The 25,413-nt window shown below is 47.5% G+C and carries 25 protein-coding genes; all 25 read right to left on the bottom strand.

Annotated elements, in window-relative coordinates; all coding sequences use genetic code 11:
* Positions 1 to 89: 89 nt before the first annotated feature.
* Positions 90 to 359, bottom strand: coding sequence for a 30S ribosomal protein S15 (gene rpsO / locus N7U64_RS02430; protein WP_012370703.1), 270 nt, complete (start codon positions 357 to 359; stop codon positions 90 to 92).
* Between the two features lie 123 nt (positions 360 to 482).
* Positions 483 to 1,412, bottom strand: a complete 930-nt coding sequence (locus tag N7U64_RS02425) for a bifunctional riboflavin kinase/FAD synthetase (RefSeq protein ID WP_012370704.1) — start codon at positions 1,410 to 1,412, stop codon at positions 483 to 485.
* A 17-nt stretch (positions 1,413 to 1,429) separates the two neighbouring features.
* Positions 1,430 to 2,338 carry a tRNA pseudouridine(55) synthase TruB gene (gene truB, locus N7U64_RS02420; protein WP_318928308.1) on the bottom strand — a complete coding sequence of 303 codons (909 nt, stop codon included), beginning with the start codon at positions 2,336 to 2,338 and terminating at the stop codon, positions 1,430 to 1,432.
* A 51-nt stretch (positions 2,339 to 2,389) separates the two neighbouring features.
* The gene (gene rbfA, locus N7U64_RS02415) at positions 2,390 to 2,731 is read right to left on the bottom strand and encodes a 30S ribosome-binding factor RbfA (protein ID WP_012370706.1); all 342 of its coding nucleotides are present in this window, start codon (positions 2,729 to 2,731) and stop codon (positions 2,390 to 2,392) included.
* Between the two features lie 36 nt (positions 2,732 to 2,767).
* The gene (gene infB / locus N7U64_RS02410; protein WP_012370707.1) at positions 2,768 to 4,936 is read right to left on the bottom strand and encodes a translation initiation factor IF-2; all 2,169 of its coding nucleotides are present in this window, start codon (positions 4,934 to 4,936) and stop codon (positions 2,768 to 2,770) included.
* Positions 4,937 to 4,951: 15 nt separating this feature from the next.
* On the bottom strand, positions 4,952 to 5,254 hold the full coding sequence (locus N7U64_RS02405; RefSeq protein WP_012370708.1) for a YlxQ family RNA-binding protein: 303 nt from the start codon (positions 5,252 to 5,254) through the stop codon (positions 4,952 to 4,954).
* Complete coding sequence (gene rnpM / locus N7U64_RS02400) at positions 5,247 to 5,516, bottom strand: RNase P modulator RnpM (RefSeq protein ID WP_214764127.1); 270 nt, start codon at positions 5,514 to 5,516, stop codon at positions 5,247 to 5,249. The genes N7U64_RS02405 and rnpM overlap by 8 nt, the downstream gene beginning before the upstream one ends.
* Before the next feature lie 3 nt (positions 5,517 to 5,519).
* Positions 5,520 to 6,647, bottom strand: a complete 1,128-nt coding sequence (gene nusA, locus N7U64_RS02395) for a transcription termination factor NusA (protein ID WP_214764120.1) — start codon at positions 6,645 to 6,647, stop codon at positions 5,520 to 5,522.
* Between the two features lie 16 nt (positions 6,648 to 6,663).
* Entirely contained in the window at positions 6,664 to 7,131 is a 468-nt protein-coding gene (gene rimP, locus N7U64_RS02390; RefSeq protein WP_012370711.1) for a ribosome maturation factor RimP, read from the bottom strand.
* Between the two features lie 129 nt (positions 7,132 to 7,260).
* Positions 7,261 to 11,556 carry a PolC-type DNA polymerase III gene (locus tag N7U64_RS02385; RefSeq protein WP_318928303.1) on the bottom strand — a complete coding sequence of 1,432 codons (4,296 nt, stop codon included), beginning with the start codon at positions 11,554 to 11,556 and terminating at the stop codon, positions 7,261 to 7,263.
* Positions 11,557 to 11,680: 124 nt separating this feature from the next.
* Positions 11,681 to 13,381, bottom strand: a complete 1,701-nt coding sequence (locus N7U64_RS02380) for a proline--tRNA ligase (RefSeq protein ID WP_318928300.1) — start codon at positions 13,379 to 13,381, stop codon at positions 11,681 to 11,683.
* A 29-nt stretch (positions 13,382 to 13,410) separates the two neighbouring features.
* Positions 13,411 to 14,652, bottom strand: a complete 1,242-nt coding sequence (gene rseP / locus N7U64_RS02375) for an RIP metalloprotease RseP (RefSeq protein WP_290828778.1) — start codon at positions 14,650 to 14,652, stop codon at positions 13,411 to 13,413.
* Between the two features lie 13 nt (positions 14,653 to 14,665).
* On the bottom strand, positions 14,666 to 15,820 hold the full coding sequence (locus tag N7U64_RS02370; protein WP_214764091.1) for a 1-deoxy-D-xylulose-5-phosphate reductoisomerase: 1,155 nt from the start codon (positions 15,818 to 15,820) through the stop codon (positions 14,666 to 14,668).
* Between the two features lie 12 nt (positions 15,821 to 15,832).
* Positions 15,833 to 16,633: a phosphatidate cytidylyltransferase gene (locus tag N7U64_RS02365; protein ID WP_214764082.1), complete on the bottom strand. Its 801-nt coding sequence runs from the start codon at positions 16,631 to 16,633 to the stop codon at positions 15,833 to 15,835.
* Positions 16,634 to 16,652: 19 nt separating this feature from the next.
* Positions 16,653 to 17,390, bottom strand: a complete 738-nt coding sequence (locus N7U64_RS02360) for an isoprenyl transferase (RefSeq protein WP_318928294.1) — start codon at positions 17,388 to 17,390, stop codon at positions 16,653 to 16,655.
* Positions 17,391 to 17,473: 83 nt separating this feature from the next.
* Entirely contained in the window at positions 17,474 to 18,031 is a 558-nt protein-coding gene (gene frr, locus N7U64_RS02355) for a ribosome recycling factor (RefSeq protein WP_012370718.1), read from the bottom strand.
* Between the two features lies 1 nt (position 18,032).
* Positions 18,033 to 18,752, bottom strand: a complete 720-nt coding sequence (gene pyrH / locus N7U64_RS02350; RefSeq protein ID WP_012370719.1) for a UMP kinase — start codon at positions 18,750 to 18,752, stop codon at positions 18,033 to 18,035.
* 110 nt (positions 18,753 to 18,862) lie between these two features.
* On the bottom strand, positions 18,863 to 19,744 hold the full coding sequence (gene tsf / locus N7U64_RS02345; protein WP_012370720.1) for a translation elongation factor Ts: 882 nt from the start codon (positions 19,742 to 19,744) through the stop codon (positions 18,863 to 18,865).
* Positions 19,745 to 19,826: 82 nt separating this feature from the next.
* Complete coding sequence (gene rpsB, locus N7U64_RS02340) at positions 19,827 to 20,561, bottom strand: 30S ribosomal protein S2 (protein WP_012370721.1); 735 nt, start codon at positions 20,559 to 20,561, stop codon at positions 19,827 to 19,829.
* Between the two features lie 129 nt (positions 20,562 to 20,690).
* Positions 20,691 to 21,104: a hypothetical protein gene (locus tag N7U64_RS02335; protein WP_318928285.1), complete on the bottom strand. Its 414-nt coding sequence runs from the start codon at positions 21,102 to 21,104 to the stop codon at positions 20,691 to 20,693.
* Between the two features lie 11 nt (positions 21,105 to 21,115).
* Positions 21,116 to 21,889 (bottom strand): FliA/WhiG family RNA polymerase sigma factor, encoded by a 774-nt coding sequence (locus tag N7U64_RS02330; RefSeq protein WP_318091464.1) that lies wholly within the window; start codon positions 21,887 to 21,889, stop codon positions 21,116 to 21,118.
* A 13-nt stretch (positions 21,890 to 21,902) separates the two neighbouring features.
* Positions 21,903 to 22,385, bottom strand: a complete 483-nt coding sequence (locus N7U64_RS02325) for a chemotaxis protein CheD (RefSeq protein WP_012370724.1) — start codon at positions 22,383 to 22,385, stop codon at positions 21,903 to 21,905.
* Positions 22,378 to 22,986, bottom strand: a complete 609-nt coding sequence (locus N7U64_RS02320; protein ID WP_318928282.1) for a chemotaxis protein CheC — start codon at positions 22,984 to 22,986, stop codon at positions 22,378 to 22,380. The genes N7U64_RS02325 and N7U64_RS02320 overlap by 8 nt, the downstream gene beginning before the upstream one ends.
* Positions 22,979 to 23,407: a chemotaxis protein CheW gene (locus tag N7U64_RS02315; RefSeq protein ID WP_012370726.1), complete on the bottom strand. Its 429-nt coding sequence runs from the start codon at positions 23,405 to 23,407 to the stop codon at positions 22,979 to 22,981. Before N7U64_RS02315 ends, N7U64_RS02320 begins: the two co-directional genes overlap by 8 nt.
* A gap of 11 nt (positions 23,408 to 23,418) precedes the next feature.
* On the bottom strand, positions 23,419 to 25,410 hold the full coding sequence (locus tag N7U64_RS02310) for a chemotaxis protein CheA (protein ID WP_318928280.1): 1,992 nt from the start codon (positions 25,408 to 25,410) through the stop codon (positions 23,419 to 23,421).
* Positions 25,411 to 25,413 lie beyond the last annotated feature (3 nt).

The raw sequence follows: 25,413 nt of genomic DNA, 5'->3' as shown, positions 1-25,413 counted from the left end.
TTATGGATGTTCTTGCGCCAAATGTCCATGAATCGGCAAAAAAAAGAAGCAGGAGACGATGCTCCTGCTTCCTTGTTGATCTGTTCGGATTAGCGACGAAGACCAAGACGCTCGATCAATGAACGGTAACGTGAAACATCCTTGTTACGAAGGTATGTGAGCAAGTTACGGCGACGACCAACCATTTTCAAGAGACCACGACGTGAGTGGTGATCCTTTTTGTGTGTACGTAAGTGATCGTTTAAAGTTGTGATCTGTTCAGTTAAAACAGCAACTTGTACTTCCGGCGAACCAGTATCGCCTTGTTTCGTAGCATAAGCTTCGATAATTTCGTTTTTACGTTCTTTAGTGAGTGCCATTGTCACTCCACCTCCATCTTTTGAATGACCGTATTGCCGAGCATCGGATGGTGAGACCTGATGCCAAGCCAACCGGCTGTACGTATTCGTACTGACTCATCATAACGAACCCGTCATCGTCTGTCAAACCGTTAATGCTTGCATCGCATGAATTTTATCTTGGGCAAGCTGTGTTTTTAAGCTTTCAATCCCGTCAAACGCACGTTCATCGCGTAAGTATGCCATCCACTCGAGTTTCAGTTCTTGTCCATATAAATCCTCGTCAAAGGCAAGCAAGTGGGTTTCGATGCTGACTTCTCCCGTCTCATAAAACGTCGGTCTCCGTCCGATATTCGTCATCGCCGGAAACTTGCGCCCGTCTTCAAGATGGACGAACGTCGCATAGACCCCAAGTTTCGGAATGACATAGGCAAATTCCGGACGGATGTTGGCCGTCGGAAAACCAATCTGCCGACCTCGGGCGTCACCGTGAATGACAATCCCTTTCGTTTGATACGGTTCCCCTAATAACAGAGCTGCTTCCGCGACCGCTCCATCCGCAAGTAAACGACGAATCCGTGTCGAACTGACCTTTTCATCGTCTGCCTGATGTTCGGAAACCGTCGTATGATCAAATCGTCCACGGCTGTGGAAATCAAGCGTCGCCATCTTACCTGCCCCGAACCGTCCATACGAATAATCAAATCCGGCCACAATGTGGCGTGCTCCGGCAGCAATTAAATAATGATCGACGAAATCTTGCGGAGACAGTTCGGAAAAAGCGACTGTAAATTCGATGACATATACCCGGTCAATGCCGAGTTGTGCCATTTTTTCGAGTTTCCGGTCAAGTGGCGTAATGTAGAGAATCTGTTCCGTCCCGTTGCCAAGAACTTGTTTCGGATGAGGATCAAACGTCATCACTGCTACTGGCAGATTGAGCTCACGGCTTTTTTCAATTGCGGTTTGTAAAACACGTTGGTGTCCAAGATGAACACCGTCAAAAAATCCGAGTGCGATGACCGCCGGATCTTCTGTTGGTTGTTCTGGGTATGTTAAGTGAATGATGTCCATTCCTGATCGCTCCGATCCTAATCGATTTGTAACATGACTTCAACGCGTCCCATATTGATCTCGGAATCAAGCCGGTAGATCGCTAAAGGGATGCCCTCTTCATTATAGACAGTAAATCGTTCAAATTCGACCGGAATGCCTGGTAATTTTGCCCCATTCAATACACGAGCCGCCGTCTCGGCATTTACAGTCAACCGCGGCCACTTTTGAATGACTTGTTCAATCGGTAAGACGTACTGCATCCGCTCTTCGACAGTCTCACAGGCTTCAAGCGTAGCTAGCGTCACTGCTTCTGTTTCAGACATCATTCCTGAACTCGTCCGGCGCAACTCACTCATATGAGCCGCATAACCCAACCGTTCACCGATTTCAACGGCAAGCGTCCGAATATAGGTTCCTTTTCCGCAAGCAATCTCGATTTGAAACCGGCAGAGTCCGTCTGCAAAGGTCAGCCCGGATGTCCGTTCCAACGTATCAATTTGAACCGTTCGGGTCGGACGTTCCACTTCGATGCCTTTACGGGCATATTCATACAATTTTTTCCCGTTCACTTTGACCGCCGAATAATATGGTGGAGTCTGTTCAATCTGTCCGGTCAATTGCTGTAGAATTTCATCTACTTGTTGCTCCGTAATTGACGCGGGCGTGACCGGTGTTTCGCGGACGGTTTCACCGTGGGCGTCTTCGGTCGTCGTCGCATATCCGATTGTCACTTCTGCCACATATCTCTTTCCTTCGTCTGTAATGAAACGTGCAAGTTTTGTAGCACGTCCGAGACAGATCGGTAAGACACCTGTCACTTCCGGGTCAAGTGTTCCGGTATGCCCGACTTTTTTTGTCTGAAAGAGCCGGCGCAGTCGAAAGACACAGTCGTGACTCGTCATGCCTGCCGGTTTGTCCAGTGGTAATACTCCTATGGGTTCCATCTTTTTCCCTCCTAAAAAAGGGCAACCACACCTGTGGTTGCCCTCGTCTTGTTAATCCTTGTTCAAGTTCCGGAGCAACTCATCAATCCGTGATCCATACTCGACAGATGTATCGATCTCAAACAGCAATTCAGGTGTCTTGCGTAAACGGATGCGTGATCCGATTTCTTTGCGCATGAACCCTTTTGACTTTTCAAGACCAACGCGCGCTTCTTCGCGCACTGTTTCATCACCGAGCACCGAATAAAAGATCGTTGCTTGTTGTAAGTCGCCTGTGACTTCAACACCAGTTACCGTAACCGCTTTGACACGCGGATCGTTCACATCTTTGATCAACATTTGCGTAATTTCTTTACGCACCTGTTCTGCTACACGATTGGAACGTACGCTCATTCTATATCCCTCCAGTTCGGATTCTGATCCGTTCTGTTACTTACGTTTTACTTCTTCCATGATGAACGCTTCGATGACATCGTCGACTTTGATGTCGTCGTACCGTTCAATCTTAATTCCACACTCGTAACCGGCTGCGACTTCTTTAACGTCGTCTTTGAAGCGGCGCAACGTATCGAGTTTTCCTTCGTAAATAACGATGCTGTCACGGACGACACGAACACCTGCAGCACGTGTTAACTTACCCTCTGTGACATAACCACCTGCGATCGTTCCGACTTTCGAGACTTTGATGACGTCACGAACTTCAGCTTGACCGATAATTTTTTCAACGAATTCAGGATCAAGAAGACCTTTCATCGCTTGTTCGATTTCTTCGATGGCATTGTAGATGATTTTGTGAAGGCGAATCTCAACCTTCTCTTGGTCTGCCATCGATTTAGCGTTACCATCCGGACGGACGTTAAAGCCGATGATGATCGCGTTGGCTGCTGAAGCCAAGATGACGTCACCTTCTGTAATCGCACCAACACCTGAGTGGACGATGTTGATTTTCGCGCCTTCGACATCGATTTTCTTGAGTGAACCGGCAAGTGCTTCGACAGAACCTTGAACGTCACCTTTGATGATGATGTTAAGATCTTTGACTTCGCCTTCTTTGATCCGGTCGAAGAGATCTTCTAAGCTGACTTTCGCTGAATCGCGGCGTTGTGCCTCGATTTCGCGTTGGTAACGTGCTTCCCCGATTTGACGGGCTTTTTTCTCATCTTCAAACGCAAAGAATTGATCGCCGGCTTTTGGCACGTCGTTTAATCCTGTGATTTCGATTGGTGTCGATGGACCGACTTCTTTGACACGACGACCGATATCGTTGACCATGGCCCGGATACGACCGAACGTATGACCGACAACGATTGGATCGCCGACACGAAGTGTTCCGTGTTGGACAAGCAATGTCGCGACTGGTCCGCGTCCTTTGTCGAGTTTCGCTTCGATGACTGTTCCGCGTCCGTGCATATCCGGTGTTGATTTGTATTCTTGGACTTCCGAAACAAGCAGAATCATTTCGAGTAACTCGTCGATTCCGTCTCCCTTAAGTGCTGAAACTGGTACGAAGATCGTGTCGCCGCCCCAGTCCTCGGCAACGAGTTCGAATTCCGTCAATTCTTGTTTGACACGGTCCGGGTTAGCGCCTTCTTTATCCATCTTGTTGACTGCAACGATGATTGGAACACCGGCTGCCTTCGCATGGCTGATGGCTTCTTCCGTTTGCGGCATGACACCGTCATCCGCTGCGACGACGATGATTGCGATGTCTGTGACATCTGCACCACGTGCCCGCATCGTTGTAAACGCGGCGTGACCTGGTGTATCGAGGAATGTGATTTTCTTTCCTTCGATTTCAACTTGGTAAGCCCCGATGTGCTGTGTGATTCCGCCGGCTTCGCCTGCTGTGACTTTCGTGTTTCGGATCGAGTCCAGCAATGTCGTTTTACCGTGGTCGACGTGTCCCATGATCGTAACGACCGGTGGACGTTCTGACAATTCGTAGTTATCGAGATTCAATTCGTATGCATCGAAGTCTGTTTCATCGACTTGAACCGTTTTCTCGACTTCAAATCCGAAGTCAGAAGCAAGCAATTCAACTGTCTCATCATCGAGATCTTGGTTAATGGTCGCCATAACGCCCATTCCCATCAATTTCATGATGAGTTCGTTTGGTTTTTTATCCATTTTTTCAGCCAATTCGCCGACTGTTAAGTTGTCTGCATATTGAACGACGTTCGCCATTGCTTCTTCTTGCGCCCGACGTGCTGCTTTTCGTTGGCTTGATTTTGAATTTGGATCTGCTACTTCCAATTTACGTGGTTCTACTTTCTTCTGGGGACGACGTTTTCCACCGCGGTTATTACGGTTTCCGAATTCTGGACGTCCGCCTTTTGAATTGCGTGATTGGTTCCCTGCTGGTTTGTTAGTTGTTCCTGGTCTGTTCGGTTTATTGTCTGATTTCACTTGTTTTGGAGCCTCCGTTTTTTGGACCCGATGTTTCTCGGGATTAAATACTTTGTCGAGTTGCTGTACTGTCTGTTCATCTAAAACCGCCATGTGATTCTTGACCGGTTTTTCCAGTTTTTCGAGCTGGGCGATGACCTGCTTACTCGTTACATTCTGTTCTTTCGCGAATTCGTATACACGTTTACCCAAAAGATCCACCTCCAGTTAATCGTTCGAGAGGAGTTCCGTTAGCTTTTTCGCAAATCCGGCTTCGTTGACTGATACGACTACACGCGCATCTTTCCCAAGTGCATGTCCAAGAATGTTTCGATCTCCGACTTCGATGTACGGAACACGATAACTTGTACATTTATCCGTCACTTTCTTACGCGTGGCAGCCCCCGCATCTGCTGCTAAGAGGACGAGTTTGGCTTGTCCTCCCCGTACTTCTTTCAGTACGAGTTCTTCTCCAGTCGTCACTTTCCGCGCTCGGTTCGCGAGACCAAGGAGCGATTCCCATTTACTCATGTGTACCTCCCGCGATCGCAAGCAATTGATCATATAACTCATCTGTTGTCTTGACTTTCAGATGATGATCGAGTGTGCGCTTCTTTTTGGCTGTCGCAATGACAGTTGCATCTTTCGTCAAATAGGCGCCTCGCCCATTCATTTTACCATTAAGATCGACGACAACCTCACTGTCAGGTGTCCGGACGACCCGAATTAACTCTTTTTTAGGACGCATTTCTTGTGTGATGACACATTTGCGTAATGGTACCTTTTTTTGCACGAATTATTCCTCGCCTTCGACTTGGACCGTTTCCACGTCAACTGCTTCTGCTGTCGCAGGTTCGACTTTCATGAAGACATCCTTCAATTCCATCGATTCTGCTTCTGATTCGCTCTTGATGTCGATTTTCCATCCTGTCAACTTGGCAGCCAGACGGGCATTTTGACCGCGTTTTCCGATTGCGAGTGACAATTGGAAGTCAGGGACGACGACTATTGTTGCTTTAGCCGGTTCGTTGACGTATACAGCAACAACTTGTGCCGGGCTTAAAGCATTGGCAACGTATTCTTTCGGATCATCTGAATAACGGACGATATCAATCTTTTCACCGTTCAATTCGTTGACGATGCGTTGAACACGTGCGCCTTTTTGACCTACACATGCGCCGACAGGATCGATTTCGTCAGAAGCAACGGCAATTTTCGAACGGTCGCCGGCTTCACGTGCCACCGACTTCACTTCGACTTCGCCGCTCGCGATTTCCGGTACTTCGATTTCAAACAGGCGTTTTAATAAGCCCGGGTGCGTCCGCGATACGAGAATCGATGCGCCTGATCCTTTGACCATCGGATCGACTTTCGTCACGTATACTTTGATGTATTCCCGAATTCCAAAACGTTCATTCGGCATCTGTTCGTGTGTCGTCAAGACCGCTTCAATACCTTCGAGGTTAACGTATAGATTACGCGCATCTTGACGTTCGACCATCCCCGTCATGATTTCATCTTCCCGGTCGGCGAAATGATTGTAAATGCGTTCCCGTTCTGCTTCGCGCATCTTTTGTGTGACGATTTGTTTGGCCGTTTGTGCTGCAACACGTCCAAAATCACCTGGTGTCACTTCAACTTTGTGGAAATCACCGAGTTCATACGTCGGATCGATTTCGTGTGCTTCCTCGAGTGAAAGCTGTTCTTCCGGCTGCGTCAAGCGTTCAACGACCTCTTTCAAGGCGAAGACACGGATATCTCCTGTCTGTTGATCAAACTCGACTTTTACTGCCTCCGACTCTTTTCCAAAGTTGCGACGGTAAGCGGAAATCAATGCCTGTTCGAGCGCATCGATGATGATATTCTTATCAATCTCTTTTTCTTTAGCGATTTGTTCGATTGCTTCAAGTAACTGTGGTCCCATCGTTCTCTTCCTTTCCTTAGAACACTACCGCAAGCCGCGCCATCGCGATCTTGTTCACCGGTATTTCAATTTTCAATTTACGTGTCTTCACACGGACTTCGAGTTCCAGCATTTCTTCAGAATAAGTCAGTAATGTGCCTTCGAATTCTGTTGCGTCTTTAACCGGGTCATGGGTTTTGATATAGACATGTTTCCCGATTGCCTTCTCGAAATCCTCAGTTTTTTTGAGTGGTCGTTCGGCACCTGGACTCGCAACATCTAAATAGTAGGGTTCGTCGATCGGATCATCCTGGTTCAATGCTTCCGACAACTTTTCATTGATGTTGACACAGTCTTCCAGGTCAACGCCACCGTCTTTATCGATGGAGACACGTAGGAACCAATCCGCCCCCTCTTTGACGAATTCGACGTCGACAAGCTCCATCCCCTCACGTTCTACGATCGGTTTTGCGAGTTGTTCGACCTTCTCAGTTACGTTCGTCATCTTCATCCTCCTTCAAAAAACCAACAAGAAAGGAGCAGGTCCCCCTACTCCTTCCAAGTCGTAGTATAAAAAACATTTCCTTACTCAATATAGCATAATGCACCGTCTTAAGCAAGCATTCGCAAGGCTTTAGAGGTCAAATAACGAGAGCTGGTTCTCATCCGGAAGACCTTCGAGGCACCCGAGATTATCGAGTGTTTCGATGATCGATTTGGATAACTTCGCCCGTTTTTGAAGATCCTCTTTCGATAAGAACTCGCCGCCTTTTCGGGCTTCGACAATCTGTTTCGCTGCATTCGTCCCGAGTCCGGTGACGGCATCAAATGGCGGTAGCAACGCGTCTCCGTCAATCAGAAATTCGGATGCGCTCGATTTATACAAATCAACTTTGCTGAAGGTGAAACCACGTTCGATCATTTCAAGCGCAATTTCAAGGACGGTGTAGAGTCCTTTGTCTTTCGCTGTCGCTTCAAATCCTTTGTCCTTGATGTCCTGCAACACTTTCCGGACCGCGGCCGACCCTTTATTCATCGCACCGATATCAAAATCACCGGCCCGGACCGTGAAGTAAGAAGCATAGTAGTACATCGGATGATGGACTTTATAATAGGCAATCCGGACAGCCATCAATACATAGGCTGCGGCGTGGGCTTTCGGGAACATGTACTTGATTTTTTTACACGAATCGATGTACCAGAGCGGGACATGGTTCTCAATCATCGCTTCTTCCATCTCAATCGACAGACCCTTCCCTTTACGGACCGACTCCATGATTTTAAAGGCCAGCGACGGTTCAAGACCGGCGTAAATCAAGTAGACCATGATATCATCCCGGCACCCGATGACGTCTTTTAGTTCACATGTTCCGTTATAAATCAGTTCACTGGCATTACCGAGCCAGACATCCGTTCCGTGGGACAGACCGGAAATCTGGACGAGCTCTGAAAACGTCGTCGGTTTTGTTTCTTCGAGCATCTGCCGGACGAATTTAGTTCCGAACTCGGGAATTCCGAGCGTTCCGGTTTTCGAATCGATCTGTTCCGGCGTCACGCCGATTGATTCTGTCGAACTGAAGATCTTCATGACTTCGGCATCGTCGACCGGAATCGTTTTCGGATCACGTCCCGATAAATCCTGTAGCATCCGGATCATCGTCGGATCATCATGTCCGAGAATATCGAGTTTCAACAGGTTATCGTGAATCGAATGGAAGTCAAAGTGAGTTGTCTTCCACTCGGATCCCATATCATCCGCCGGGAACTGGATCGGACTGATATCATAAATGTCCATATAGTCCGGAACAACGATGATTCCCCCTGGGTGCTGTCCGGTCGTCCGTTTGACACCGGTCACTCCGCTGACGAGCCGGTCGACTTCGGCATTCCGGTAATTGAGGTCATTTTCCGACTGATAACCTTTGACATACCCATATGCCGTTTTCTCAGCAATTGTACCAATCGTTCCGGCACGGTAAACATAATCATCCCCGAACAAAACTTTTGTATAGGCGTGGGCTTTCGGCTGGTATTCTCCACTGAAGTTCAAATCGATATCCGGGACTTTATCCCCTTTGAATCCGAGGAAGGTCTCAAACGGAATGTCATGCCCGTCTTTAATTAACGGCACATCACACGTCTTACACGTTTTATCCGGTAAGTCGAATCCGGAACCAACCGATCCGTCATCAAAGAATTCCGATTCCTTACAATTCGGACAGACATAATGCGGCGGCAACGGGTTGACTTCCGTAATCTCCGTCATCGTCGCGACAAGACTTGACCCGACTGACCCCCGCGAACCGACAAGGTACCCGTCATCAAGTGATTTCTTAACAAGTTTGTGCGAAATCAGATAGATGACGGCAAATCCATGTCCGATAATCGACTTGAGTTCTTTTTCCAATCGGGCCTCGACGATTTCCGGCAACACATCACCGTAAATTTGATGCGCCATATCATACGACAGTGAGCGGACTTCTTCATCGGCCCCTTCGATTTTCGGAGTGAACAGATCTTTTGGGATGATATCGATATTTTCAAACCAGTCGGCGACTTGCTGACTGTTTGTAATGACGAGTCGTTCCGATACATCCGGTCCTAAAAACTTAAAGTCGCTCATCATTTCCTGCGTCGTTCGGAAATGAGCCGGCGGCAGTTGTTTTCGCATATTAAGCATATTGGCGCCGCCTTGGGTCCGAATCAAGACTTCCCGGTATGTTGCGTCATGTCTGTCGAGATAATGGACATTTCCTGTCGCAACCGGCAAAATATTATTTTCTTCCGCCACACGGATAACTTTTTTAATCAGTTCCCGTAGCTCCAGTTCATTTTGAACGATTTCCCGTTCAATCAAATGACCGTACATCGCCGGCGGCTGAATTTCGATAAAATCATAAAAACGCATGACCTTCGCTAAATCTTCGTCCGACTTGTTAAGGGCAGCATCAAACACTTCCCCGTTATCACAAGCGGAACCGATAATTAATCCTTCCCGGTGTGCAACCAGTTGCGAACGCGGCGTCCGGACGACCCGGTGAACGTGTTTCGTATGCGCAAGCGAAATCAATTGATACAGATTTTTGAGCCCGGTCCGGTTTTTCGCATAGACCGTCGCATGATACGGACGAGCCCGCGATATGTCTTTTCCCATTTCCCGGTTCAGCGAAAGGTGCGTTTTCATATTAAACATCTCATCTGCCATCTGCAGTAGTTTGAGCATCAAGTACCCGGTTGCTTCCGCATCGTAAATCGCCCGGTGATGCTGGGTCAATTCGATATCAAAGCGTTTCGCGAGCGTATTCAGCCGGTGATTCTTGAGACTCGGCATCAGGACCCGTGCCAGTTCCAGCGTATCGATGACCGGTAACGTTGATTCTTCATGATTACCGGACCGCAGTGTCGCATTCAAGAAGCCGATATCAAAGGACGCATTATGGGCAACGAGAATCGAGTCGCCGGCCCAGTCCATGAATTCCTTGACGACTTGTTCCGGATCCGGTTTTCCGCGGACCATTTCATCGGTAATTCCCGTCAAGTCAATCGTCGTCGCCGACAATAGATGTTTCGGATCGGCAAAAGCTTCAAACTTGTCAATGACGTCACCGTCATAAATTTTAACGGCAGCGAGCTCGATGATTTTGTTGTACATGGCAGACAACCCGGTCGTCTCGACGTCAAAGACGACGAATGTTGCTTTTTCTAATTCTTGATCCACCGGATGATAGGCGACTTGCACCCCGTCATTGACGACGTTCGCTTCAATCCCGTATAAAATCTTGATATCATTTTTCTTTCCGGCGTAATAGGCGTCCGGAAAACTCTGAGCCCCGGCATGATCCGTGATGGCAACTGCCGGATGTCCCCAGGCAGCCGCCCGTTCGACGTATTTCGTCACGTTCATGACGGCATCCATCTGACTCATTTGTGAATGGGCATGCAACTCGACCCGTTTTTCACCGGCCCAAGGATCAGCCGGCAATTCCATTTTGACTTCGGACAATTGGGCAATCATCATACATAAGTCACGTAAGAACGTATCAAATTCAACACGACCCGCCACTTGAATCCACATGCCTTTTTTGATCGCCGACAAGATTTTGACATCCGTCTCGTCCCGGGCAAACATTTTGACGACAAGTGAATCCGTATAGTCGGTCAGTTTAAAAGTAAAGATTGTTTTCCCGCTGCGGAGTTCACGGCTTTCCGCCGCAAAAACAAGTCCGCGGATAGCAATCCGGCGCTCTTCATCTTGAATCGTCTTGATTGGTACGACTTCATCCTGAATCGGTTTTCCAATCCGGATATCAATCGGACCTTCATCATCGTCACGGGATTGTTCCCGTTTGAATTGCAGTTCAAGCATCCGTTTTGCTTCATCAATGTCTTCCTGCTTTACCTGGTTCCGCAACTCTTCCTGCTCGGTCTGGTCCATCTGGACGACCGGTTCACATACGAATTTCGGGAAACCGTATGCCCCGTATAACAATTGCATTTCACCGCACAGATCGTTTTTCAGGAATCCGGCTTCCGGTTCACTGCGGACCGGAATAAACAATTTATTGTCCCGGTATTCCGGTAGAACCCGGCTCAGATGACTCCGCATCGCTGACGAAGCATCGGCCAAGTCTTCAACGATATACGGCCAATAATCAATAAACAGTTTAGCATCGGGACGTTGCTCGGATTCAAGCAACAGTTTGACCTCTGCAAACTGTTGATAACGGCTCTTCAACCGACTGTAAAACATCTGATAGACGTTCTGGGGTAAAATTTGTGTCAGCCGAATATGGAAAGTCCACGTTGCAGTTGCTTTTTGGACCCGTAATTTTTCAAGTGAAGCATCTGTAAAAAACTCTTCGACGATGCCGGTTGGTAATTCTAAATCGCTCATCAAGAGCGCCATGCGTTGTTGTGTATCCACTCGCATTTGTGCTGTCGTTGTTGCTTCACACCATGACAGCCACTCCTCCTCCTCTTGCAGATTGCCCAAGGGGCGAATGGGTGTGAGACAAGAAAACAGTCACTTTACGAAAAGTGACCGTTCCCATTACTTATTGTAAACCTTCATAAAGCGAACGAACAGCTTCAAGAAGATCTGCTTGTTGAATTTCCTCTGCTTCACCGCCGCGTCGTGCTTTCAGTTCCACGATACCGTCCGGTGCTTTTTTACCGACATTGATCCGGACAGGCAGTCCGATCAAGTCTGCGTCGGCAAATTTGACACCGGCGCGTTCTTTGCGATCGTCAAAGAGGACCGAAAAACCGGCAGCCGTCAGTTCACGGTAAACCGTTTCTGCCACTTCTAACTGCTCTGCATTTTTACCGTTAACGGCAATCAAATGAACATCAAATGGTGCGATTGCTTTTGGCCAGATGATTCCCCGCTCGTCGTAATGTTGTTCGACGACGGCAGACATCGTCCGCGAAACACCGATTCCGTAGCAACCCATGATCAACGGTTGGGCTTTTCCGCCTTCATCGAGGAAGGTCGCATTCATGCCTTCTGAATAACGAGTTCCGAGTTTAAAGACTTGTCCGACTTCGATTCCCCGGGCGAACTTCACGTGCCCTTGTCCGTCTGGCGACACGTCCCCTTCTTCGACGAATCGTAAATCCGTATACTCCGCTTCAAAATCACGGCTTGGATCGACATGCACGTAATGTGTTTCCGACTTGTTTGCGCCGCAAACCGAATTCGTCAATGCCCGAACTGCATAATCCGCCACAACCTTCATGTCGGCTCCAATCGGTCCGAGCGTGCCCGGCGTCGAATGGAGGGCCTGTTCGATTTCTTCATCCGTCGCCATCATGATATCGAGTGCTCCGAGATAGTTTTTCAACTTAATGTCGTTGACTTCATGATCACCGCGAACAAGCGCCATCACGAGACCCTGTTCTGTCTTGAAGACAACGGTCTTAATGGACTCCTGTTCCGGTAATCCAAGCACTGCACTGACTGCTTCAATTGTTTTAGCGTCTCCCGTGTGGACTTCTGCGAGCGCTTCCGGTGCTTTATCCTGCTTCGTATACTGATCGACTGATTCTGCCATTTCCAAGTTCGCGGCATAATCCGACTGATCGGAGTAGACAATCGTATCTTCTCCGATTGCAGCTAATGCATGGAACTCATGTGTTCCACTTCCACCGATTGCACCGGAATCTGCGACGACTGGACGGAATTCAAGTCCGACACGCGTGAAGATTTTTGTATAGGCATCAAACATGTTTTGATACTCTTCTTCCAAACTCTCTTGCGTCGAATGGAATGAATAGGCATCTTTCATGATGAATTCACGGCCGCGGAGCAATCCGAAACGCGGACGGCGCTCATCCCGGTACTTCATTTGAATCTGGAACAAGTTGACCGGTAATTTTTTATAAGAGTTCAACTCATCACGGACGATGGAAGTAATCAATTCTTCATGTGTCGCACCTAGCGCAAACCGACGATCGTGACGGTCGGTCAGACGCATCAGTTCAGGACCGTAAATATCCCAGCGTCCGGTCTCTTCCCATAGTTCTGCCGGCTGAATGGCTGGCATCAACAGTTCCTGTGCACCCGCGTTCTCCATCTCTTGACGGATGATCGTCTCGACTTTTGACAGGACATGTTTCGCCAGTGGGAGATAGGAGTAGATTCCCGCAGCATTTTGACGCATGAATCCCGCCCGTAACAAAAGCTGATGACTGATGGCTTCTGCATCGGATGGTACTTCACGTAAAGTTGGCATAAATAGTTTGGATTGTTTCATGTGAGTCGTGAACCCCTTTGACTAATAATTTAAAAGAACTTCTGAATATCGTTCCATGTGACGACCAGCATCAAGAGCATCAACAGTGCAAATCCAACAAAATGGACGAGCCCTTCTTTTTGCGGATCGACCGGTTTCCCGCGTAACGCTTCTAAAAACAGGAACAATAATCGGCCGCCGTCTAAAGCAGGTAACGGCAATAAGTTGAATACAGCCAAGTTAACCGAGAGCAGTGCAGTCCACGTGAGCAACATCGAAAATCCGCTATCCGCGACTTGATCCGTCATCTTGACGATGCCGACCGGACCGGATAATTGATCGACGCCGACGACACCTGTTACGAGATCTCCGACCGCTCCGACGATTAAAGTCGACATCCGCCATGTTTCAGAAACCCCTGTCTGTAGAGCAGTTCCGAATGATTTTTCTGTTTCGTTCGTCACACCAATGATTCCGACTTTTTGATCACCTTGCTGTTGGACTTTCGGTGTGATGGACGTCGTTTGTTCCTGACCGTCTCGTTCATAGACGACCGTCGTCTTTTTTCCAGCCTGATCTTGGAAACCTGCCCGTAAATCCGTCCATTTATTCGTTTCAGTCCCATTGACGGAAACGATCCGGTCTCCTTCGACAAGACCTGACTTGTCGGCCGGAGAACCTTTTTGAACCGTTCCGATGACACTGTCTCCGGTCGGTGAACCGTTATACAATGCCAAGCCGAATAGAATGACAAACGCGAGGACGAAGTTCATTGCCGGACCTGCAGCAATGGCTAAGACACGCTTGAACACGGATTTTGACCCAAACGTCCGATCGTAAGGCGCAATCTGTGTTTTCGTTTGTCCCTCGACAAGAAAAGCAGTCTTTGAGACAGGATAACGTGTCGACACTTCATCTTGTAACGCAATGACTTCTAACTTGTGCAGCAAGTCAATTTTTTCAACGGTGACGACCTGATCTGCTTCCGGACGCGAAGCATCCAGATACATCGTTTCGACAACACCGTCACGAAGTCCCAATCCGATCGTCTGACCCGGCTTGACTTCGACGAATTCCGGTTCTTCCCCGGCCATTTTGACATATCCGCCGATTGGTAACAGGCGGACTGTATACAGCGTCTCATTTTTGAAAAAAGAAAAAATTTTCGGACCAAATCCGATGGCAAATTCACGGCAGAGAATTCCTGCCCGTTTCGCCATAACGAGATGACCCCATTCATGTACGGCAACAAGTACACCGAACATCAATACGATTGATATAAAGGTCGTCATTGTTATCCCATCCTTAGTTAGCGAGTGAGAGGGAAGCAACAAACGCACGGGCCCAACGATCCGACTCCAAAATCTGGTCCAAAGACGGATCTTCGATGTTTTCATGTGCTTGAAGAGCCGCCTCGACGCTCGCTTCAATTTCTAAAAAGCTGATTTCCCCTTTTAAAAAACGGTCGACAGCTTGTTCGTTCGCAGCATTGAGCACGGAAGGCATCGATCCGCCGGCACGTCCTGCCTCAAACGCAAGACGAAGCAGTGGATACCGTTCAAATGAAGCTTCCGCAAAATTCAGGCGTCCGATTTGTTTTAAGTTTAACCGTTCTCCCCCTTTGATTTCAAGGCGGGACGGATATGTAAGGGCATATTGAATCGGTTCACGCATGTCCGGCATTCCGAGTTGAGCCATCACTGCACCGTCATTGAATTCGACCATCGAGTGGATGATGGATTCTCGGTGGAGGACCACATCAATTTCGTCATACGTCACATCAAATAACCAGTGCGCTTCGATGACTTCAAACCCTTTGTTCATCATCGTCGCCGAGTCAATCGTGATTTTTGCACCCATCGACCAGTTCGGATGATTCAGCGCCTGTTCCACCGTCACGTTTGCCAACTGTTCCCGTGTTTGGTCACGGAAACTGCCGCCCGATGCAGTTAAAATGATTTGTCGGACATCCTGACGCCGTTCACCATTCAAGCACTGGAAGATGGCAGCATGTTCACTGTCGACCGGAAGAATCGCGACACCTTTTTCGCGTGCTTTTTTCATGACGAGGTGTCCGGCAGTCACCAATGTCTCTTTGTTTGCCAATCCAATTGATTTTCCCGCTTCGATTGCGGCCAATGTCGGTCGAAGACCTACTGCACCGACGACGGCTGTAATGACGATATCCGCTTGTTCAGCTGTCGCAACAGCAATCAATCCGTCCTCCCCGACAAGTACTGTCGGCGAATAGTCAAGTACTGCTTCCAATTGCTCTTTTACAGTCTCGTCTAAGACCGCTACCAGCTCCGGACGTAAACGATTCAGCCAGGGTAAAGCAACCTCGATGTTTTTCCCGAACGCAAAGCTGACCAGTTGGAAACGGTCCGGATTTGCTGCGATGACATCTAACGTCTGGGTGCCGATCGATCCGGTTCCCCCAATGATACTAACCTGTTTCATCATTTTTCCTCCTTATCCGAATATACCGAGTACGATCAGAACGGTAAACACAATGATCATACTGTCGAACCGGTCAAGAATCCCACCGTGTCCGGGTAATAATGCTCCGGAATCTTTTACGCCGTAATGACGTTTGTACGCGGACTGAACCAAATCCCCAAGTTGGCCGACTACGGCAACGATCAGTGCCAATAATACAACTGTTCCCATGCCAACTGTTGGATGAATCAGCTCAAAGACTACTCCGAGCAGAATGGCAAGAACAACACCGCCAAGTGCCCCTTCAACCGTCTTATTGGGGCTGATTGCCGGCCACAGTTTTGTTTTCCCGAGACTTTTTCCGACGAAGTAAGCACCCGAATCCGTAAACCAGATCAGCAGAATAATCAGTAAAGAAAAGATTAATCCGTTCTCAAGCAGACGAATGTACGTAAACGATGCAAATCCTACACCGACATACACAGCAGTCAGCAACAGGAAGGCGACATCGTCAAAAGTGAACACGTTCTTTGAGAATACTGTCCAAAATAACCCGATCAAGACAATCAACATTCCCCAAGCAATCGGTGTCAGTCCCAGTGACAGCAACTGGTCGCTTGCCTGTTCGTACAAACTGATGAACGGAAGTAATGTACCTGCTCCAAACAACAGCACCGGAATCGACTTGAACGACAATTGCCGCATTTTAACCAGTTCGGTATACCCGATGAGTGTCAAGATTGCCATAAAAGCAAGGAATGGGAGTCCTCCTAGATAAAGCAAACCTAAAAAGATGGCACCTGCCCAGATTCCTGTAATAATTCGTGTTTTCATAAGAAATGTCCTCGTTTAGTCAGACTCCGCCAAAACGACGGGTCCGTTGATTATAGTCTTCAATTGCCGCTAAGAACTGGTCACGCCGGAACTCGGGCCATAAGACATCGGTAAAGTAAAATTCGGCATAGGCAGCTTGCCATAATAAAAAGTTAGAAAGTCGTTGTTCCCCACTCGTCCGGATGACGAGATCGACATCCGTCATCGAACCTGTCATCAATTCCTGTTCAATGATTTCATTTGTAATCATGTCGGGTTGCAACAAACCGGCCTGGACTTTTTCAGCAATTTTCTGCATGACTTGGACGATTTCATCCCGTCCTCCGTAATTGAGGGCGAAAATCAGCCGAAGTCCTGTATTGTTTGCTGTATCTGTTTTCGCTTGTTGAACGGCTTCCCGCGTATAAATCGGCAGACGTGATATTTCTCCCGCCACTTCGACTTTGACATTACGTTCATTTAAGTCCTTTAAATCGGATTCTAAAAACTGGGCCGGCAGTTTCATCAGGAAACTGACTTCTTCTTCAGGACGCGTCCAATTTTCGGTCGAAAAAGCATATAACGTCAAACTTTTCACACCTAATTCATTTGCCGTCCGAACAACTTCCCGGACAGATTTCATCCCTTCACGATGCCCCATGATCCGGGGAAGGCCTCGTTTTTTTGCCCAACGTCCGTTTCCATCCATAATAATCGCAATGTGTTCAGGAACTTGTTGTTCAATTACTTCTTTAGTCTGATTTAACCATTGAAACATTTACTTCTTCCTCCCCTCGTTTAGTTTAAGAAGAAAGGGACTCTTCGTGTGACAAAGAGTCCCCAACCTGACGATATAGCGTGTCATACTTCCATAATTTCTTGTTCTTTATCCGCGGCAGTTTGATCAAGTACTTTAACGAATTTATCCGTCAAGGTTTGAACATCTTCCGTGTAACCGCGCAGATCGTCTTCCGTCAATACGCCATCTTTTTCTTGCTTTTTCAATTGTTCGTTCGTATCACGACGGATGTTCCGAAGTGCAACTTTTCCTTCTTCCGTGTACTTCTTGACAAGTTTCACGAGTTCTTTCCGACGATCTTCTGTCAGTGGCGGAATCGCCAAACGAATGACTGTTCCGTCTGAAGAAGGAGCCAGTCCGAGGTCTGCACGTTGAATCGCTTTTTCGATTTCTGTCACCATCGATTTATCCCATGGTGTAATCAAAATCAAACGCGCTTCCGGCGTATTGACGTTTGCGACTTGATTGAGCGGTGTCGGTGAACCGTAGTAGTCCACTTGAACCGGATCAAGGATTGAGACGTTTGCACGTCCTGCACGTAATGTTGCAAGTTCTTTTTTTAATGACAGATGTGCTTTCTCCATCCGCTCTTCTGCTTGTTTCATGATTGCTTGTGACATGTTATTTCCCCCTTACAAGTGTCCCGATTTCATCACCGGTGACGACCCGTTTAATGTTTCCTTCTTCCATCAACGAGAAGACGATGAGCGGGATATCATTATCCATACAAAGTGATGTTGCCGTTGAATCCATAACTTGAAGGCCGTCTTTAAGAACATCGAGGTAAGACAATGTCTCAAATTTCTTCGCGTCCGGATCGACGTTTGGATCAGCCGAGTAGACACCGTCGACGTTGTTTTTCGCCATCAGGATGACTTCCGCCTCGATTTCAGCTGCCCGAAGCGCTGCTGTCGTATCTGTTGAGAAATAAGGATTTCCTGTTCCGGCTGCAAAGATAACAACCCGTCCTTTTTCAAGATGACGCATTGCCCGGCGGCGGATGTATGGTTCAGCGACTTGTCGCATCTCAATCGACGTCTGAACACGTGTTTCGACACCAACGGACTCCAGGCTATCTTGTAAAGCGAGCGAGTTCATGACGGTCGCAAGCATTCCCATATAATCGGCATTTGCCCGGTCCATCCCAAGCTCCGCTCCCGTCTTACCGCGCCAAATGTTTCCTGCACCTACGACGACTGCGACTTCTACGTTCAATTCGACTAATTCCTTAATCTGATTCGAAATCGAATTGACAATACCAGGATGAATTCCGAACCCTTGATCTCCTGCGAGCGCTTCTCCGCTCAATTTTAACACAATCCGGTTATATTTCGGTTGCATGACTATGTCCCCCTTGCTAAATTCCGTAAAAAAGGAACACGACCCACTTCCACACGAAAGTGGATTGAAGCATACGTGTTCCTTCTCTTGTCATCAGGAAATCCTGATTCTTATTTTTTAAGTTGGTTCATTACTTCTTCAGCGAAGTTTTCTTCACGTTTCTCCATACCTTCTCCAACTTCGAAGCGTACGAATGAAACGATTTTTCCACCTTTAGATTCTACGTATTTACCAACTTTGAAGTCTGGATCTTTGACAAATGTTTGGTCAACGAGGCAGATTTCTTCGTAGAATTTGTTCATACGACCAGCAATCATTTTTTCAACGATGTTAGCAGGTTTGCCTTCGTTGAGTGCTTGCTCTGTCAAAACTTTTTCTTCACGTGCTTTTTCTTCTTCTGTTACAGAAGAACGGTCGACGTAAAGCGGACGTGCTGCAGCGATGTGCATTGCGATATCTTTTGCAACCGTTTCGTCTGTTGTACCTTCGACGACGACGACAGAACCGATACGACCGCCCATGTGGAGGTAAGAACCGAATGCTGCATTGTCTTCTTTAGTGAAGAGAGCTACACGGCGGAGTGAAATTTTCTCTCCGATTGTTGATGCTTCTTCTGAGATGTATGTGTCGATTGTTTTTCCTGCTTCGTATTCAGAAGCAAGTGCTGCTTCAGCCGTTTCAGAACCATTGCGGAGTACTGCGTCTGCAATGTTTTGAACGAGTGATTGGAAACGTTCGTTTTTCGCAACGAAATCTGTTTCTGAGTTGATTTCAACAAGTGCTGCTTTGTTTCCGTTAACTGCAACAGCTGTCAAGCCTTCTGCTGCAATGCGGTCGCCTTTAGCTGCCGCTTTCGCGATTCCTTTTTCACGCAAGAAGTCGATTGCTGCGTTCATATCCCCATCAGCTTCGACGAGTGCTTTTTTGCAGTCAAGCATCCCTGCACCAGTTTTTTCACGAAGTTCTTTTACCATAGCTGCTGTAATAGCCATTCGATATTCCTCCTTATAAGGTCCTTATTTTCAAAAAAAAGGTGATAAAAGGTCAATTCCCTTTATCACCTGGCATCACGAATTACTCAGCGTCTGCTACTACTTCTTCAGTAGTTTCAGGTGCTACGTTATCTTCGCCTTGTTTAACTTCGAGGATTGCGTCAGCCATTTTACCAGTAAGCAATTTGACTGCACGGATCGCATCGTCGTTTGCTGGGATGACGTAGTCGATTTCGTCTGGATCACAGTTTGTGTCAACGATCGCAACGATTGGGATGTTGAGTTTGTGTGCTTCTGCAATCGCGATACGCTCTTTGCGTGGGTCAACGATGAAGAGTGCATCTGGAACGCCTGGCATATCTTTGATACCGCCGAGGAATTTCTCAAGACGAGTCATTTCTTTTTTAAGAATGATGACTTCTTTTTTAGGAAGAACTTCGAATGTACCGTTCTCTTCCATTTTTTCGAGTTGTTTTAAACGGTTGATACGTTTTTTGATTGTAGAGAAGTTCGTGAGTGTTCCACCTAACCAACGTTCGTTGATGAAGTATTGACCTGCACGGATCGCTTCTTCTTTCACAGTGTCTTGAGCTTGTTTTTTCGTACCAACGAAAAGAACGTTTCCGCCTTCAGACGCTACTTCACGGATGAAGTTGTAAGCTTCGTCTACTTTTTTAACCGTTTTTTGTAGGTCAATGATGTAGATTCCGTTACGTTCTGTGAAGATGTATTTTGCCATTTTTGGGTTCCAACGGCGTGTTTGGTGACCGAAGTGTACACCAGCTTCTAACAATTGTTTCATCGAGATTACTGCCATGATGAATTCCTCCTTTTGGGTTTTAGATGTCCTCCGCGATGATCGTTGTTCCAGCTAACCTATTAAAGGCACCGCAGCCGGCGATACATGCGTGCGTAATTAACACCGTAGACTAATATAGCATAAAGTTTAACGCCGGGCAACCTTCGTTTTCCGAGAAAGTTTAGCAATCAGTGCGACTTCTCCTGCTCCCCGATTCAATGAACGTGCCAACTGATCTAAATCAGCACCTTTTTCGAGCTGGTTTTTTACGTCTAACAGTTCCGGTTCTTCCAGGTCAGACGGATGCTCCGGCCGTCCTGATTCTTCTGCTAAAACGACCTCGACCCGCGACTGCTGTTGAACAGGAGCCGCCGGGCGGGATTTTTCTTCCCCGTCCGTCAACTCATTCACTTGTTGCATGAATTGTAACAAAATTGCTTCCGTTTCCTGCTTCTGTCGTTCCAGGTTGGTAACGCGATCCTTCAAAAGTGCCTGTTGCTTAAATAGTAATAAAAGGCCGTAGCAAATGAGTGCTGCCAGTAAAATATAAAAAAGTGTCATGGTCTGTCCTTTCACATCGCGACGCGGTCAGAAAGATAGGCGCTTCCAAGCGCTTGTTTCAGTTTTCTGAGCGCTTTCGAATGAATCTGGGAAATCCGTGAAGTGGATAATCCGAGGACCTCTCCGATTTCCGTCAACGTCAGTTCTTCAAAGTAAAAGAGGGATACGACATATTGTTCCTTTTCGGACAACTGTTCCACTTCTTCCGCAAGCTTCGAAATCAATTCTCGCATCAAAAGTGTATCCTCAGGTGTCGCGGCATCCGGATCGAGGTAGGAAACAGCCATCGCCTTCCCTTCGTCTTGTAGCGTCACCGCTTCGTCGATCGAAAGAATATTCGCAAAATAACTCTCAGCGAGTGCCGTCTTGACTTCTTCCGGACTCATATCAACAATCGACGAGACTTCATCAATCGTCGGCGTCCGTTGAAGACTTTGTTCTAAAATCTCAACAGCAGCTTCGACCCGTTTTGATTTTTCCCGTAACGACCGGGGCAACCAATCAATTTTTCGTAATCCGTCCAAAATGGCGCCACGAATCCGGAAAGCTGCATATGTATCAAATTTATTGTTGTGATTTTGATCAAATTTTTGAAGAGCATCATACAGTCCCATCATTCCAAGACTCTTTAATTCATCACGATCGACACTTTTCGGAAGTGTCGCGCTGAGACGCTGAACGTGGTAGTGCACAAGAGGTTCATAATTTTGCAGTAACCGGTCAGCTACCGCTATATCACGCGTCGATAGCCATTGATTCCAAAGTTGTTGTAATTCCTCACGCATGACCATTCCTCCTCTAAATTTCCAGCGTTCCGACGTTAACCGTCCGGATGACTAACCGGCCTGTCTGAGAATGGAACTCGATCGTCCGACCGTTTGTTCCACCAACGTCTTCCGCAACGAGTGGGACGTTCGCTTTTCGTAAAGCCAATTTTACAGCTGCAATATTCCGTTCGCCGATTCGCATCGATTCGTGTTCGTATTTAAATTGAAACATCTGTGCACCGCCGGCAATTTTCGCCCGGAGACGAATCGCTCCGCTTTGACGAAGACGACGTGCCAACTCGACGACGGCCGTATCGGCGAATTTCCCGATTTCCAGTGCGATATTCCGGCTGATGGTCGAATCCGGTAACATGACGTGGGCCATACTCGACAGTCCACGTTCTTGGTCGTAGATGATGACACCGACACAAGAACCTAAACCAGCCGTCCGAAGAATGATCGGTTTTTGGCTGACTGCATATTCTGCAATTCCAATCCGAACGACTTCATCCATCAATATCCACACCCAATCGCTGAAATACCGAACTAAAGGCATCTTCTTCAGGTAGTAACAGTAAATGACCATTCAAATCATTACCTGAACTGGATAAGCGTGTATCGATGTATACTGCCATGTTACCAAATTTTGTCGATTCAAGTAAGGCAACTTCCAAAATTGCTCCCACCATATCAAAAGCTGACGCCGGAACCGTGACATGAACAGACAAATCCAACCAATCCGAAATCGCACGGGCATACGCTCCGATCAAAATGTTCCCGATCTCTTCCCATGCCGAAACGCCGAGCGCATGGTGGTCAGAGAAAAATTGAAACGGCTGTTGCAACAACTGTGAAATCAGTTTTTCAGCATCGTGAAGCGGCATCAAAAACAGTAAGGAGGCTTTAATATCACCGGAAAACCGAAGGAGTGCTCCTGCCGTATAAGCTTCAGCGCCTCCCACCCGTTCGATGATGGTTGTGAATCCTTCTAATTCCGCCGAAGGGACTGCGATTTCAATCGGTTGTCCGAGTAAAGTGGATAATGCGGTCGCCGCATGCGCTGCCCCGATATTGCCGATTTCCCGAAAGACATCCTGTTCCATCCGATTAAGCATGGATGATCTCTTCAAATAGACGATTCGGTTCGAGTAAAGAGAATAATTGATCTTCTCCTTTAGCGATGGCCGTCAAATAAGTCATTTCGTCTTGTTTTTGATCTGTCAGCGGTTCAATCCGGACATCTGCAGCTTCCACGACTTCATTTGCACAGTCCACGATGAATCCTGCATCCCCGTGTTCCAGTGTCGCGATGATGATGCGTGTTTCTTCTGTTTCCTCAATCGCTTCAAATCCTAAACGTGTCCGCAAATCGATCACGGGTGTCACGACGCCGCGCAGGTTGATGACACCTTTGACATAAGATGCTGCATTCGGAATACGTGTAATCGGAATGACACGCTCGATTGAACGGACCGATTGCACATCAATCCCGTATGCATTTTCTTCTAATTGAAAGACGACCCATTTCTGTTCCATTATTCATTCCCTCACTTTCGTAACAGTGCATTGCTGTCAATGATTAACGCAACTTGCCCGTCACCCAGAATCGTCGCACCTGAAATCGCACGAATTCCCTCAAGATAACTTCCTAACGGCTTCATGACGATTTCCTGCTGACCAATCAGTTCAGAAACCATTAACCCGGCTAGTTTTTCTCCGCTTCGGACAACGACGACAGAATAAGCGTCGGCCTCCACATGCGGTAATCCGTATACTTGATTTAATGAGATTAACGGAACGAGCTGTCCCCGGAAATCGAATACTTTTTCCCGGTGGGCTTGTAAAATGACGTCCTGCTTCAAAGATGTTGTCTCAATGATGGCCGTCAAAGGAATCGCGTAGGTTTCTTGGTCCAGCTTGACGAGCATTGCCGAAATGATTGATAACGTCAGCGGTAAACTGATTCTGAAAATCGTTCCTTCCCCGCGTTTCGTCTCAACAAAAACTTCTCCGCCGAGTGATTCGATTTTCGATTTGACGACGTCCAGTCCGACACCGCGTCCGGATAAGTCGGTGACGGTTTCCGCTGTCGAGAATCCAGGGGCGAATAATAACATTGCCGCTTCTTCCGGCGTCAATAGTGTCGCCTCTTCTTCCGTCAACAATCCTTTTTCCAGTGCGATTTTCGTCACCCGTTCCTGATTGATCCCTGCGCCGTCATCTTCAATCTCGATGAAGACACGGTTTCCGGAATGATAGGCCCGAAGTGACAGATTACCTTCGACTGGTTTTCCGGCTGAAATCCGGTCGGCTTTACTCTCGATTCCATGATCGACAGCATTTCGGATCAAGTGGACAAGCGGGTCGCCAATTTCATCGATGACCGTCCGGTCGAGTTCCGTTTCTGCTCCTGTAATGTGAAGCTTGATGTTTTTGCCGACATCTTTTGATACCGAACGTACCATCCGTGGAAAACGATTGAAGACTTGTTCGATCGGCATCATCCGTAACGTCAGAACCAGTGACTGTAATTCATTTGTCCCGCGTTTAATCCGTTCAACCGTCTCCGTCAAATCAGACGAACCGACCTCTGCCGCAATCCGTTCGAGACGTCCACGGTCAATGATGAATTCTTCAAACAGATTCATCAGCCGATCAATTCGTTCGAGGTTGACCCGAATCGTTTTTGCCGCGATTGGTGTTTGCGTCTCAGTTGAATTCTCTATCGAAGTATTGACTGCCGGTGTCTCTTCCACCGGTTCGAGCAACGTCGCTGCTGCTGCCGGTTCCACCGACACCTCAAATGGCTGAATCAAGACTTGGGCAACTTCCGAAACGGCTTTGATTTCCTGTTGAATGTCTTCTGCCGTTTTCATCGTCACAAACAAGACATCAAAACGGGTCTCGAACTGTTCTTGTTCCAGCTCATCCGATGTCGGATTCGACAAGATGACATCTCCGAGGTTTTGCAGCCGGTCGAATACCATGTAGACACGGGCTGCCTTCAAGATGACATCCGCTGATAATTCAACTGTAATGACGTACGCCTGATAACCGGAAGCCATTGATTGACGGACAACCGACTCGGAATAAACGTCACACTCAAAATTCTTCATGACCGTCCCGGCAGCTTTAACCGTGTCCTTACCTGATTCGGTATCCGGATCGATAAACTGTTTCAAACGAATGACGGTTGTGGTGACATCCAACTTTCCTGTTCCGCCTTGACTGATATCTTCGACCATCGTTTCAAGCTGTTCAGCTGCGACAAACAGCACATCGATCAATTCCGGTGTAGCCGGTTGTGTTTTTGAACGGACCAAATCCAGTGCACTTTCCATTTCGTGTGTTAAATCGGCAATCGCATCATATCCCATCGTTCCGGACATCCCTTTTAAGGTATGGGCGGAGCGGAAAATTTGATCGATGACGGCTTCATCGTCGAGTCGTTGTTCAAAAATCAGCAGACTCGAGTTAATGGCTTGTAAATGTTCAATCGATTCATCAAGAAACAATCCTAAATATTCATTTAAATCCATGAA

Origin of the sequence: Exiguobacterium sp. K1 (genome assembly GCF_033721435.1) — a bacterium.
Classification (GTDB): Bacteria; Bacillota; Bacilli; order Exiguobacteriales; family Exiguobacteriaceae; genus Exiguobacterium_A; species Exiguobacterium_A artemiae.
The sequence above is the reverse complement of the archived record's forward strand: the minus strand, read 5'-3'. Positions and strand labels throughout refer to the sequence as shown.